This window comes from Streptomyces sp. NPDC058646 (assembly GCF_042716875.1).
Lineage (GTDB): Bacteria > Actinomycetota > Actinomycetes > Streptomycetales > Streptomycetaceae > Streptomyces.
Genome location: NZ_JBHXRK010000003.1, coordinates 46418 through 59432, shown reverse-complemented (window position 1 = coordinate 59432; position 13015 = coordinate 46418). Strand labels below are relative to the sequence as shown.

Below are 13015 nucleotides of genomic sequence, written 5' to 3'. Positions count from 1 at the left end.
CGCCACGGACGCGGAGGGCCCTGACCCGGCCGTGTCCACCGCGGGGACCGCCGTCGTCCCGCCCCCGGGCGACCGGGGTGCGGCGGTCCCCGCGCCACCCGCTCCTCACGACTGCGGTCAGGCGGAGGCGTCCCTGCCTCCGCCTGACCGCAGTCGTTTGCCCGCGTGGATGAAGTTCACGCCCACGATGCCCACCCAGGCGACGAGGAGGCCGCTGAGGTGGGCCTGGGTCGCGGCGATGGCCGAGAGCGGGATCGCCAGGACCAGGCTGACGACGGCGAAGCCGAAGCGCTCGCCGAAGTTCCCGTCCGCCGGTTCCCGGGGCGGGCCGCCGCCGCGCGCGGCGGACAGGCGTTCCTCCGCGAGGCGGCGCCTGACCTGGGTGTCGACCTTCTCGACGAACGAGTCCACCAGCGCGGCCTCGTACTCCGGCCCCAGCTCCCGCCGGGCGTCCAATGTGGCGTCGAGTTCCTTCTTCAGCTCTCGGGCGTGGGCGTCCATGGCCCCCACCGTAGGAACCGCCGTGTGCCGGGGCACTGGGGGTAGCCCCCGTATCGCGCGGGCGCCCGCGTCTCGCGGAGCGGCACCGGCTTGCCGAGCTGCATAACCGCATGCAGAGTGCTCCGTGACTGAATGGAACACCGGGACGGAGGGGACGGGATGACTGACAGCCCGGCCGCGCGGTTGCAGAAGCTGTTCGAGGGACACCGGCTGACACCGACCCAGCGGCGGATCGCGCACTGCATGGTGCGCGGGGCGGCCGAGGTGCCCTTCCTGTCGAGCGTGGAGCTGGCGGAGCTGGCCGGGGTGAGCCAGCCCTCGGTGACCCGCTTCGCGGTGGCCCTCGGTTTCGACGGGTACCCCGCGCTGCGCCGCCACCTGCGCGAGGTGGCCCCGGCCGAGCGGGCGGCGGCCGCCGCGCACGAGGACGCGTACAACGAGTACCAGCAGGCCGTCCAGGGCGAGATCGAGAACCTGCGGCAGCTGGCGGCGGTGCTCGCGGACCCCGCGCCGGTGCAGGAGGCGGGCCGGCTGCTCGCCGCCTCGGTCCCGCTGCCGGTCCTGGGGCTGCGGGCGGCCTCCTCGCAGGCGCGCGGCTTCGCGTACTTCGCCGCCAAGGTGCACCCCGACGTACGGCTCCTCGACGAGGGCGGCTCGATGCTGGAGGACCGGATCGACGCGGCCCTCTACGAGGGGGCCACGGCGCTCCTCTGCTTCGCGCTGCCCCGCCACCCCCGGGAGGTCGTGGACACGCTGGAGCGCGCGCGCCGGGCGGGCCTGACCGTGGTGACCGTCGCCGACTCGGCCTTCGCCCCGGTGGCCCGCCACTCCGACCTGCTGATCCCGGCGCCGGTCGGGACCGGGCTGGCCTTCGACACGGCGTGCGCGCCCATGCTGCTGGGGCGGGTGCTGCTGGAGGCGATGGCGGACGCCCTGCCGGACGCGCAGGCGCGGCTGGAGGCCTTCGACGCCAGGGCCGCGGCCCGGGGGCTGTTCGTGGAGTGACCCCCGCGGCGCCGCTGCGGGGGCCCCGCCGTTTGAGCAGCGGTCCGGGGGCCCCGGCACACGGCGAAGGGGCGGCGCGGGGAGTGTCCCAGCCGCTGCGAGCGGGCCGTGCGGACGGCCGAGGACGCCTTCGGCGGCGTCGGCCCCGCGCAGCGGTCACCGCAGGGCGTCCCGGAAGCCGCCGCCCGCCTCCGCGACGATCTCCGCGAGGCTCTGCGCCGGACGGGCGAGGCGGAAGCCGACCCCGCCCCGCGCGGTCACGGCGAAGCCGTGCACCGCAGGCCGCGGGAGGCTGTTGTAGGCGTAGTGGGCGGTGAAGAAGTACGCCCCGGTGTCGGGGACGGCGATCAGGTCGCCCGGGACCAGCAGGGGCAGCTCCCGGCCGGTGGCGAGCAGGTCCCCGGCGAAACAGGCCGGGCCCGCGATGTCCTGGGCGACCGGGGCACCGGTCTTCGGGGCGCCCTTCGCGTCGTACGGCAGGATCCGCAGAGGCCAGGCCGCCGGGGCGTAGACCGTGCGGGTCGCCAGCTGGACCCCGGCGTGGGTGAGGGCGATGGGGCGGGCCCCGGTGGTCTTGGTGTACTCGACCCGGGCCAGGACCAGGCCGTGCTTGGCCAGCAGGGACCGGCCGAACTCCGTCACGAGGCCGTACGAGCCGTCGAAGAGGGCCGGGGCGGCCGCGCGCAGGGCGGCCACGTACTCCGGGTAGCCCGGGGTGTGGGCGTCGGAGGCGAAGTTCACCGGGAGGCCGCCGCCGATGTCGAGGGTGTCGACCTGGCGGCGCCCGGCGGCCGCGTTGATCTCCTCGGCCAGGGCGTGCAGCTCCCGTACGCCTTCCGCGATCAGATGGAGCGGGACGCCCTGGGAGCCCGAGTGGACGTGCAGGCGGGTCAGCCACGGCCGCTCGAGGCAGGCCCGTACCAGCCATTCGCGCGCGCCGGGATCGCGCAGCGGGACGCCGAACTTCGAGGTCGCCGTGGCGGTGGACAGGGCGTCGATGGCGCCCGCCCCGGTCTGCGGGTTGATCCGGATCCCGATCGGGGACCGGGTGGGTGCGGCGGCGACGAGCGCGTCGAGGCGTTCCAGCTCCTGCCGGCTGTCGGCGTTGACGGCGATCCCCAGGCGGAGGGCCTCGCGTAGCTCGGCGGCGGTCTTGGCGGGGGAGTCCAGGACCGTCCGCCCCGGTTCCACCCCGGCCGCCCGGGCCAGCGCCAGCTCGCCGGGGCCGGCCACCTCGCAGCCGAGCCCGGCGTCGGCGAGCAGCGACAGCACCGGCACGAGCGGGGCGGCCTTGACGGCGAAGGCGTGCAGGACGGGGGTGCCGGGCGGAAGCGCGGCCGCGAAGGCGGCGGTCAGGGCGGCGGCCGAGGCACGGATTCCGGCGACGTCCAGCAGGCAGGCCAGCGGCTCCGAGTCCAGCAGGCCCTGCTCGACCGCGGCGCGTACGGCCAGGTCCCGGCGCGCGGCGGCGCCTTCCGCGTCCGTGGGCCCGTGCGTGTCGGCAGCCATGCCCGCCATCCCATCATCCGAAGGCGCCGGCCGCAGCTGTTGACTGAATCTATTCAGGGGGCGAGGATGTGAATGGATTGACCAACATCGGAGGAGGCACCGCCATGTCAGGACCCCGCCCCGTACGGGCAGCGCGAGGCACCGGGCTCAGCACCCTGGGATGGCAGCAGGAGGCCGCGCTGCGGATGCTCCAGAACAACCTCGACCCCGAGGTCGCCGAGCACCCCGACAAGCTGGTCGTCTACGGCGGCACCGGCAAGGCCGCGCGCGACTGGCGCTCGTACGACGCGATGGTCCGCACCCTGCAGACCCTCAAGCAGGACGAGACGATGCTCGTCCAGTCCGGCCGCCCGGTCGGCGTGATGCAGACCCACGAGTGGGCGCCGCGCGTCCTGCTCGCCAACTCCAACCTCGTCGGCGACTGGGCCAACTGGGAGGAGTTCCGCCGTCTGGAGCAGCTGGGCCTGACCATGTACGGCCAGATGACCGCCGGGTCGTGGATCTACATCGGCACCCAGGGCATCCTCCAGGGCACCTACGAGACCTTCGCGGCCGTCGCGGCCAAGAAGTTCGGCGGGACCCTCGCCGGCACCATCACCCTCACCGCCGGCCTCGGCGGCATGGGCGGCGCCCAGCCGCTCGCCGTGACCATGAACGACGGCGTCGCGATCTGCATCGACGTCGACCCGCGCGCCATCGAGCGCCGCATCGAGCACCGCTACCTCGACGTGAAGGCCGACAGCCTCCAGCACGCCCTCCAGCTGGCCGTCGAGGCCCGTGACGCCCGCAGGCCCCTCTCCATCGGCCTGCTCGGCAACGCCGCCGACCTGCTCCCGCAGATGCTCGCCGAGGGCGCGCCGATCGACATCGTCACGGACCAGACCTCGGCGCACGACCCGCTCGCCTACCTGCCGACGGGCGTCGACTTCGAGGACATGGCCTCCTACGCGGCCAAGGACCCGGCGGGCTTCACCACCCGGGCCCGCGAGTCCATGGCCCGGCACGTCGAGGCCATGGTCGGCTTCATGGACGCGGGCGCCGAGGTCTTCGACTACGGCAACTCCATCCGCGGCGAGGCCCAGCTGGCCGGTTACGACCGCGCCTTCGCCTTCCCCGGCTTCGTCCCCGCCTACATCCGGCCGCTGTTCTGCGAGGGCAAGGGCCCCTTCCGCTGGGCCGCCCTGTCCGGCGAGGCCTCCGACATCCACAAGACCGACAAGGCGATGCTCGAACTCTTCCCGGAGAACGAGTCCCTGCACCGCTGGATCAAGATGGCGGGCGAGCGCGTCCACTTCCAGGGTCTGCCCGCGCGCATCTGCTGGCTCGGCTACGGCGAGCGCGACAAGGCCGGCGAGCGCTTCAACGACATGGTCGCGAGCGGCGAGCTGGCCGCCCCGCTGGTCATCGGCCGCGACCACCTCGACTGCGGTTCGGTGGCCTCCCCGTACCGCGAGACCGAGGCCATGCTCGACGGCTCGGACGCCATCGCCGACTGGCCGCTGCTGAACGCCATGGTCAACGTCGCCTCCGGCGCCTCCTGGGTCTCCCTGCACCACGGCGGCGGCGTCGGCATGGGCCGCTCCATCCACGCGGGCCAGGTCACGGTCGCCGACGGCACCCCGCTCGCGGGCGAGAAGATCCGCCGCGTGCTCACCAACGACCCCGGCATGGGCGTCATCCGGCACGTCGACGCGGGCTACGACATCGCCGAGTCCGTGGCGGACGAGCGCGGCGTGCGCGTCCCGATGCGCGAGGGCGACGACGCGTGAGCGAGGCCGCTTCCTTCCACACCATGTGGGCGGATCTCGTGCCCCTCGGCCGCCACGCGGAGTCCGGCGGCTACCGCCGCTACGCCTGGACCGGGGCGGACGCCGACTGCCGGACCTGGTTCCAGGAGCAGGCACTGGCGCGCGGCCTGACCTACGAGACCGACCGCAACGGCAACCAGTGGGCCTGGCTCGGCGACCCCCTCGCGGGCGACGCCGTGGTCACCGGCTCGCACCTCGACTCCGTCCCCGACGGCGGGGCCTTCGACGGCCCCCTCGGGGTGGTGTCCTCCTTCGCGGCCCTGGACGAACTCCGCAGGAGGGGCGCGGAGTTCTCCAGGCCACTTGCCATCACCAACTTCGGTGACGAGGAAGGGGCCCGCTTCGGCCTCGCCTGCGTCGGCTCCCGGCTCGCCGCCGGGCAGCTGACCAAGGAGAAGGCGTACGCGCTCCGCGACGCCGACGGCATCGCCCTGCCCCAGGCCATGGAGGCCGCCGGGTACGACCCCGAGACCATCGGGGCCGACCCCGAACGCCTCGCCCGCATCGGGGCCTTCGTCGAACTGCACGTGGAACAGGGACGGGCCCTGGACCTGTCGGGGGACCGCGTCGGCATCGCCTCGGCGATCTGGCCGCACGGCCGCTGGCGGTTCGACTTCCGCGGCGAGGCCAACCACGCGGGCACCACCCGTCTCGTGGACCGCCGCGACCCGATGCTGACGTACGCGGCGACCGTGCTGGCCGCCCGTACCGAGGCGGCCCTCGCCGGGGCCGTCGCCACCTTCGGGAAGATCGCGGTCGAGCCCAACGGGGTCAACGCGATCCCGTCCCTGGTGCGCGGCTGGCTCGACTCGCGCGCAGCCGACCAGGCCACCCTGGACACGGTCGTCACGGCCGTCGAGAAGGCCGCCCGCGAGCGCGCCGACCAGGACGGCATCGACCTCGCGGTCGTCCGGGAGTCCTTCACCCCGGTCGTCGAATTCGAGCACGCCCTGCGGGACGAGCTGAACCGGATCCTGGGCGGCGCCGTCCCCGTCCTCGGCACCGGGGCGGGACACGACGCCGGAATCCTCTCCGCGGCCGTCCCGACCGCGATGCTGTTCGTACGGAATCCGACCGGCGTCTCCCATTCCCCACGGGAGTTCGCCGCCGAGGACGACTGCGTGGCCGGGGTGCTGGCCCTCGCCGACGTACTGGAAGGACTCGCATGCAGGTGACGGGGCACGGGGTGACCGCGCACAAGACGTACTGGCTGGAGCACGCCTGGCTCGGCACCCACGTCGAGCCGGGCGTCGCCCTGGAGGTGACCGCCGACGGCCGGATCGGGGCCCTGCGCACCGGCGTGGACACCCCGCCCCCGGGCGCGGAGGTCTTGCGCGGCCTGACCCTGCCGGGCCTCGCCAATGCGCACAGCCACGCCTTCCACCGGGCCCTGCGCTCCACCGTCCAGGTCGGCTCGGGCACCTTCTGGACCTGGCGCGACGTGATGTACAAGGTCGCCCAGAACCTCACCCCCGACACGTACTTCGCGCTCGCCCGCGCCGTCTACGCCGAGATGGCCCTGGCCGGCATCACGAACGTCGGCGAGTTCCACTACGTCCACCACGCCCCCGGCGGCGCCGCCTACGCGGACCCGAACGCCATGGGCGAAGCCCTGATCGAGGCGGCCGCCGCGGCCGGCATCCGGATCACCCTGCTGGACACGGCCTACCTGTCGGCCGGGTTCGGGGAGGCCCCGAACCCGCACCAGCTGCGCTTCTCCGACGGCACCGCCGACGCCTGGGCCGAGCGGGTGAGCGCCCTCAAGCCCCGCGAGCACGCCCTGATCGGCGCCGCGATCCACTCGGTGCGCGCCGTGCCCGCCGAGCAGCTCGCCACCGTGGCCCGCTGGGCCGGGGAACAGCGGGCCCCGCTGCACGTCCACCTCTCCGAGCAGACCGCCGAGAACGAGGCCTGCCAGGCCGCGCACGGCCGTACCCCGACCCGGCTGCTCGCCGACCACGGGGTGCTCGGCCCGCGCACCACCGGCGTCCACAACACCCACCTCACCGACGCCGACATCGCCCTCCTCGGCGGCACGAGCACCGGCACCTGCATGTGCCCGACGACCGAACGCGACCTCGCCGACGGGACCGGCCCCGCGGTCCGCCTGCAGCAGGCGGGCAGCCCGCTGTCCCTCGGCAGCGACAGCCACGCGGTCATCGACCTGCTGGAGGAGGCACGGGCCATGGAGCTGAACGAGCGCCTGCGCAGCCGCACCCGCGGCCACTGGACGGCGAACGCGCTGCTCACAGCCGCCACGGCCGACGGGCATGCCGCGCTCGGCCGGGCCGACGCAGGGCGCCTGGAGGCGGGCGCGCTCGCGGACTTCACCACGGTCGCGCTGGACTCCGTACGGACGGCCGGTCCCCTGCCGCGCCTCGGCGCCGAGACGGCCGTCTTCGCCGCCTCGGCCGCGGACGTCCGGCACACGGTGGTGGGCGGCCGGCACGTCGTCCGCGACGGCCACCACACCCTCGTACCGGACGTCCCGTCCGCCCTGTCCGAGTCCATCGCCGCCCTCCGCACCTGACGGGACGCCTGCGGCGGGGCGGGGGACAACCAAGCCCCGAGAGGAACCATGACCACCACCGCCATCACGAACATCGGCAGCCTCGTCACCAACGACCCCGCCCTCGGCGAAGGCCCCCTCGGCCTCGTCCAGAACGCGGCCGTCGTCATCGAGGACGACAAGATCGCCTGGGTCGGCCCCACGGCGGAGGCCCCGGCGGCGGACGAGGCGTACGACGCCGCCGGCCGCGCCGTCGTCCCCGGCTTCGTCGACTCCCACTCGCACCTGGTCTTCGCCGGCGACCGCACCGCCGAGTTCAACGCCCGCATGTCCGGCCGCAGCTACTCCGCCGGAGGCATCCGCACCACCGTCGCCGCCACCCGCGCCGCCACCGACGCCGAGCTGGAGGCCAACCTGGTGCGCCACCTCGACGAGGCCCGCCGCCAGGGCACCACCACCTTCGAGACCAAGTCCGGTTACGGCCTCACCGTCGCCGACGAGGCCCGGGCGCTGCGGATCGCCGCCGCGCACACCGAGGAGGTCACCTACCTCGGCGCACACATCGTCTCCCCGGACTACGCCGAGGACCCGGCGGCCTACGTGGCCCTGGTGACCGGCGAGATGCTGGAGGCCTGCGCCCCGTACGCCCGCTGGGTGGACGTCTTCTGCGAGAAGGGCGCCTTCGACGGGGACCAGGCCCGCGCGATCCTCGCCGCGGGCGCCGCCGCCGGGCTGATCCCGCGCGTCCACGCCAACCAGCTCTCCCACGGCCCCGGCGTGCAGCTGGCCGTGGAGCTGGAGGCCGCCTCGGCCGACCACTGCACCCACCTCACCGACGCCGACGTGGACGCCCTCGCGCAGGCCGCCGCGACCACCGTCGCCACCCTGCTGCCCGGCGCCGAGTTCTCCACCCGCGCCCCGTGGCCCGACGCCCGCCGCCTGATCGACGCGGGCGCCACCGTCGCCCTGTCCACGGACTGCAACCCCGGCTCGTCCTACACGAGTTCGATGCCCTTCTGCATCGCCCTCGCCGTCCGGGACATGGGGATGACCCCCGACGAGGCCCTCTGGTCGGCCACCGCCGGCGGAGCGCGCGCCCTGCGCCGCGGCGACATCGGCGTCCTCAGCCCCGGGGCCCGCGCCGACCTGGCCCTCCTCGACGCCCCCAGCCACGTGCACCTCGCCTACCGGCCCGGCGTCCCGCTCGTCTCCGCCGTCTGGCAGCGGGGCGTCCAGGTGGTCCGGGCGGGTGGAAACGGCTGAAACGGGGCGGCCGGCGGGCCGCTGATCCGGGCTGTCCTTTGTCTTCCCTCCGCAAGGCCCCGGGCGTACCTTGAGCCACCGATCTGATGTGTCGTCAGTAACTTGTGGCCCGAGGGGAAGACGAAGGTGTCCGACCGGAAACGCTCCACCGCGCTCGCGCTGGCCGCCGCGCTGGCCGGATCGGCGGTCCTGCTGGCCGCCCCCGCGGCGCACGCCACCGTCGTCGACGTGGCCTACGACTGCAAGACCCCGATCGGGGACAAGTCGGCGGTTTCGCCCATCGACATCAAGGCCGTCCAGGAGGGGGACGGCTACAAGCTGACGATGTCCTTCCAGAAGGGCGTCTCGTCCAGCCCCATCGAGCTCGGCAAGGGCGCGATGAGCCCCAGCGCGGTCATCGTCGTCGGCGGCGCCGAACAGGCGACCGTGCCGGTGTCGGGCCCGCCCAACCCGGAGGCCGCGCCCGCCGACACCCCCATCAAGATCACCGACCTCTCGGGCACCTACACGCCCAAGAAGAGCGGCAAGGTCACCTTCACCGCCGGGGTGCTCACCATCAAGGCCATGGGCACCACGACCACCTGCACCCCCGGCAACAGCCCCGGCCCGGCCCTGGAACTGGACGTCACCGCGCCCGGCGGCAGCGCCCCGCCGCCCGCCGGGGGCTCCGACACCCTCCCGCAGACCGGACCCACCGACTCCGCCCTCGCCCTCGGCACCCTCGGCGCCACCGTGCTGCTCTCCGGCGCGGCCGGCGTGCTCTGGCTGACCCGGCGCGGCGGGCGGGCCCGGCCCTGAACGGAGCACCCCCGGCCATGCCCGTGCTCCACGCCCCCGACCGGCACGCGCGCCCCCGCGTGCCGCGCCTTCGCGCGCACCTGCGCCTGCGCGTACGCATCCTCGCGCCGCTGCTCACCGCGGCCGCCCTGCTGGCCGGCTCCGCGCAGCCCGCCGCCGCCGAGCCCGGCTGGAGCGCCGAGCCCGCTGCCGGGAGCACGGCATCCCGGTCCGGCGGCGCCCGCCCGTACTTCTACCTCGCGGGCACCGCCGGCTCCGTACTGGAGGACCGCCTCGCCCTGGCCAACACCACCGACCGGGAGCGGACCGTCAGCCTGCGCGGGGCCGACGCCTACAACACCGCCGACGGCGCCCTCGCGGTGCGCCCCGCCGCGCCCCCGGCCGGCACCGCCGCCGGGGCCGGGTCCTGGATCAGCTTCGGGACCGGTACGAGCGTGAAGATCCCGCCCCGCACCCGGGCCGTGGTCCCCTTCACCGTCACCGTGCCCCCCGCCGCCCCGCCCGGCGACCACCCCGCCGCGGTGGTCGCCACCGAGGGCGGCCGCGAGGCGGGCGTACGGATCCACCTGCGCGTCGGCGGCCCCGCCCTGGCGGCCCTCACCGTCGAGGACCTCGCCGTCCGGGGCCGGGGCTCCGCCGCGGAGGTCACCTACACCCTGGTCAACCGGGGCAACGTGGCCCTCTCCCCGGAGCTGGGGATCCGCGCGGAGGGCCTGCTCGGCGACGTGCCCGGCCGCGGCCCCCGCACCCTGCCCCTCGAACTGCTCCCGGGCCAGCGGGTCCGGCTCACCGAACCCTGGCCCGGAGCCCCGGTCCTCGACCGCGTCGACCTCACCCTCACCGTCACCGCCCCCGGCGGCGCCCGGGCCTCCGCCGCCGCCTCCGCCTGGTTCGTGCCGTGGCGGATCGCGGGCTGGACGGGCGCCGGGCTGCTCGTCCTCGGCGGGACCACCCTGGCCGCGCTGCTCCTCGTACGCAGACGGGCGGCCCGTACGGACCCGCCGCCGGACCCGGCGCCGGACCCCGCGCACAGCCGCGCACCGGAACACGAACCGACGGGAGCATCCAGGTGAGTGCCAAGGCCCGCGCCGGCGTCCGACCCGGAGCCACCGGAAGGCCCGGAGCCCTCCTCGCGGCAGGGCTGGCGGTGTGCGCCCTGGCCCTGGCCCTCGCCCTGCTCCCGGCCGCCCCGGCCGCGTCCGACGAGGCCGAGCCCGCCGTGACCCTCTCCCTCCAGGAGGCCGCCAAGGGCACCGAGATCACCGTCACCGGCACCGGCTGGCGGGCCAAGACCCTGGTGATGCTGCTGATCTGCGGCCAGAACATGATCGGCGGCACCAACAGCTGCGCCAACGCCGACGGAGCCGCCGTCTCGGTCGCCGACGACGGGCGCTTCGCCGCCCAGCTGCCCGTGGTCGAGCCGCCCAAGCCCTGCCCCTGCGTCGTCAACGTCACCTCGGTCAACGGCGACCAGTCCACCGTCGCCGCACCCCTGAAGATCACCGGCCACCCCGTCGCCGAACTGCCCGCCGAATCCGGCACCCCGCGCCTCGCGCTGCTCACCGGCGTCCGGCTCGAGGGCGAGGACGGGGTGCTGACCTGGTTCGGCGCCCCGCCCGCCCGGAAGTTCACGGTCACCGTCGGCAACCTCGGCTCCGCCCCCGTCAAGGACCCGGTCTTCCAGCTCGGCACCGCGCACGGGGTGTTCGCCCCGCTGTGGGAGGAGGTCCGCTGGAAGGGCACCGTCCCCCCGGGCGGCAAGGCCGAGATCGCGCTGGACGTGGCTCTCACGGCGGGCGCGTACGGGGACTACACGATCTCCCTCAAGTACGGCGAGACGGTCGTGGCCACCCAGCCCTGGGGCGTGGACCGCCCGTACGGGGTCCTGCTCTTCCGGGGCCTGCTCCTGGTGGTCGTCCCGGCCGCGCTCTTCCGCATCGGCATGGCCGTCGTCGACAAGGTCCGCCCGCGCCGCCCGGCGCCCGCCGGCGGACGCCACCGCGGCGTCCGGCTCCCGGCCGCGGCAGCCGCGGTCACGGCCCGCCTGCCGCGCGTCCTGTCCGCGGGCCCCGGCGTACGGGGATCCGCGCCGGCCCGCTCCGCACCCCCGGCGGCGCCCCCCGAGACCCCCACGGCGGTCCTGCCGTGGTTCACCCCGGACAGCGCGCCGGAGTCAGCACCACAGACGTCCGCACCGTCTGAGAACCGTTCGACGACGAAGGGACATTCGTGAAAACCCAACGGAGGGTGAGCGCGGCCGCGGTCGCGCTGCTGCTCGGCGGCGCGGGTATCGCCATCTCGGCTTCACCCGCCCTGGCCGGAGAGGCCACGTACAAGGTCAAGTGCGTTCCCCCGGCGGGCGGTGGCAGCCCGGTCGAGGGCGAGACCACCGCCAAGATCACCGCCCCGGCCACGGCCAAGGTCGGCGACGAGGTCGACGTGGTCTGGGAGACCGTCAAGCCCGCCTCGAACAACACGGACCTGATGGACATCCCTCAGGACGCCGTCCAGCCCACCGGCTGGATCGCGCTGGGCGGGGGAATGGGCGAGCTGAAGGTCGTCGGGGAGAAGAAGAACCCGCCGATCCCCAAGAAGGCCCCCATGGTCATGTCGCCCATGAAGGGCAAGCTGAAGCTCACCAAGGCCGGCAAGATCACCCTGACCCCCGGCAAGTACGACGTCGCCGTCACCTTCTCCTTCGGCACGTTCGTCACCAAATGCGCCCCGCAGGGCGCCGTGAGCGCCGGGGCCACCATCGACGTGTCGGCGGGCTCCAGCGGCGGCACCACCAACGGCGGCACCACGAACGGAGGCACCACGGGCACCGCCGGCACGACCGGCGGCTCCACCGGCTCCGCCGGCACGACGGGCTCCACCACCTCCTCCGGGGGCTCCACCACCTCGGGCGGCGCCACGTCCACCGGTGGCTCCACCAGCGGCGGAGGCGGCGGCCGGACCGACTTCCCGGGCAAGGCCGTCGAGGTCGCCTTCGACTGCGGCCCGGTCGTCCCCGGGGGCATCAAGACCCCGGTCACCATCAACGCGAAGAAGAACGGCGGCAAGTACGACCTCACGGTCAAGACCGCGAAGGGCGCCATGGCCGCGCCCATGGCCCTGCCCGCGGGGGCCCTCAAGCCCTCGATGGACGTCCGGCTCGGCGGCGCCGACAGCGGCAAGGTCAAGGTCTCCGGCCCGGCCAACGCGGAACCGATCCCGGACAAGGGCCCGGTCAGCCTCAGCGACATGACCGGCACCTACACGCCCGGAAAGACCGGCAAGGTGACGCTGAGCCCGGACCAGCTGACGATCGACGTCACGATGGCCCCGGGTGCCACACCGATCAACGTTCCCTGCAAGGCGGCCAGCAGCGGCGTCTCGCTGGAGCTCGACACCGCCGCCCAGCCGGGCGGCTCCGGATCGCCCACCACCACGGGCAACACCACCGCCGGCGCCCCCACCACCTCGGGCGGCCTCGCCGAGACCGGCGCCGAGGACGAGGGCGGCATCAAGGCCCTGGCCCTGGTGGCGGGCACGGTCGTCCTGCTCGGCGGCGCGGTCTTCACCTTCACCCCGTGGCGCCGTCTGCGCGGCACGAGGTAGACCGGCCCGGCGCAACGAAACG

At 74.8% G+C, this 13015-nt stretch carries 11 protein-coding genes; 9 read left to right on the top strand and 2 right to left on the bottom strand.

The window, feature by feature from the left end; all coding sequences use genetic code 11:
* Window positions 1-117: 117 nt before the first annotated feature.
* Entirely contained in the window at window positions 118-501 is a 384-nt protein-coding gene (locus ACFWUZ_RS05360) for a hypothetical protein (protein WP_384367412.1), read from the bottom strand.
* A gap of 159 nt (window positions 502-660) precedes the next feature.
* Between ACFWUZ_RS05360 and ACFWUZ_RS05355 the strand changes: the two genes are divergently transcribed.
* A complete protein-coding gene (locus tag ACFWUZ_RS05355; protein ID WP_384367410.1) occupies window positions 661-1506 on the top strand; it encodes a MurR/RpiR family transcriptional regulator in 846 nt (281 codons plus the stop codon).
* 156 nt (window positions 1507-1662) lie between these two features.
* Here ACFWUZ_RS05355 and ACFWUZ_RS05350 read toward each other — a convergent pair whose 3' ends face one another.
* The gene (locus ACFWUZ_RS05350) at window positions 1663-3015 is read right to left on the bottom strand and encodes a diaminopimelate decarboxylase (protein ID WP_384367407.1); all 1353 of its coding nucleotides are present in this window, start codon (window positions 3013-3015) and stop codon (window positions 1663-1665) included.
* Window positions 3016-3119: 104 nt separating this feature from the next.
* Here ACFWUZ_RS05350 and hutU point away from each other — a divergent pair, with 104 nt between their 5' ends.
* From hutU to ACFWUZ_RS05310, 8 genes are all read left to right on the top strand, one after another.
* Window positions 3120-4784 (top strand): urocanate hydratase, encoded by a 1665-nt coding sequence (gene hutU / locus ACFWUZ_RS05345; protein WP_384367404.1) that lies wholly within the window; start codon window positions 3120-3122, stop codon window positions 4782-4784.
* Between the two features lie 23 nt (window positions 4785-4807).
* On the top strand, window positions 4808-5998 hold the full coding sequence (locus ACFWUZ_RS05340; RefSeq protein ID WP_384368059.1) for an allantoate amidohydrolase: 1191 nt from the start codon (window positions 4808-4810) through the stop codon (window positions 5996-5998).
* Complete coding sequence (locus ACFWUZ_RS05335; RefSeq protein ID WP_384367401.1) at window positions 5989-7353, top strand: formimidoylglutamate deiminase; 1365 nt, start codon at window positions 5989-5991, stop codon at window positions 7351-7353. The genes ACFWUZ_RS05340 and ACFWUZ_RS05335 overlap by 10 nt, the downstream gene beginning before the upstream one ends.
* A 48-nt stretch (window positions 7354-7401) precedes the next feature.
* The gene (gene hutI, locus ACFWUZ_RS05330) at window positions 7402-8595 is read left to right on the top strand and encodes an imidazolonepropionase (protein ID WP_384367398.1); all 1194 of its coding nucleotides are present in this window, start codon (window positions 7402-7404) and stop codon (window positions 8593-8595) included.
* Window positions 8596-8721: 126 nt separating this feature from the next.
* Complete coding sequence (locus tag ACFWUZ_RS05325; protein WP_384367395.1) at window positions 8722-9393, top strand: LPXTG cell wall anchor domain-containing protein; 672 nt, start codon at window positions 8722-8724, stop codon at window positions 9391-9393.
* A gap of 17 nt (window positions 9394-9410) precedes the next feature.
* Window positions 9411-10466, top strand: coding sequence for a hypothetical protein (locus ACFWUZ_RS05320; protein WP_384367392.1), 1056 nt, complete (start codon window positions 9411-9413; stop codon window positions 10464-10466).
* A complete protein-coding gene (locus ACFWUZ_RS05315; protein WP_384367390.1) occupies window positions 10463-11626 on the top strand; it encodes a hypothetical protein in 1164 nt (387 codons plus the stop codon). Before ACFWUZ_RS05320 ends, ACFWUZ_RS05315 begins: the two co-directional genes overlap by 4 nt.
* Window positions 11627-11640: 14 nt before the next feature.
* Window positions 11641-12993: a hypothetical protein gene (locus ACFWUZ_RS05310; protein WP_384367387.1), complete on the top strand. Its 1353-nt coding sequence runs from the start codon at window positions 11641-11643 to the stop codon at window positions 12991-12993.
* Window positions 12994-13015 lie beyond the last annotated feature (22 nt).

Bases quoted from the DNA above. Each gene is read 5' to 3' on its own strand.
- ACFWUZ_RS05360 (WP_384367412.1), bottom strand. From the start codon at position 501: ATGGACGCCCACGCCCGAGAGCTGAAGAAGGAACTCGACGCCACATTG.
- ACFWUZ_RS05355 (WP_384367410.1), top strand. From the start codon at position 661: ATGACTGACAGCCCGGCCGCGCGGTTGCAGAAGCTGTTCGAGGGACAC.
- ACFWUZ_RS05350 (WP_384367407.1), bottom strand. From the start codon at position 3,015: ATGGCTGCCGACACGCACGGGCCCACGGACGCGGAAGGCGCCGCCGCG.
- hutU (WP_384367404.1), top strand. From the start codon at position 3,120: ATGTCAGGACCCCGCCCCGTACGGGCAGCGCGAGGCACCGGGCTCAGC.
- ACFWUZ_RS05340 (WP_384368059.1), top strand. From the start codon at position 4,808: ATGTGGGCGGATCTCGTGCCCCTCGGCCGCCACGCGGAGTCCGGCGGC.
- ACFWUZ_RS05335 (WP_384367401.1), top strand. From the start codon at position 5,989: ATGCAGGTGACGGGGCACGGGGTGACCGCGCACAAGACGTACTGGCTG.
- hutI (WP_384367398.1), top strand. From the start codon at position 7,402: ATGACCACCACCGCCATCACGAACATCGGCAGCCTCGTCACCAACGAC.
- ACFWUZ_RS05320 (WP_384367392.1), top strand. From the start codon at position 9,411: ATGCCCGTGCTCCACGCCCCCGACCGGCACGCGCGCCCCCGCGTGCCG.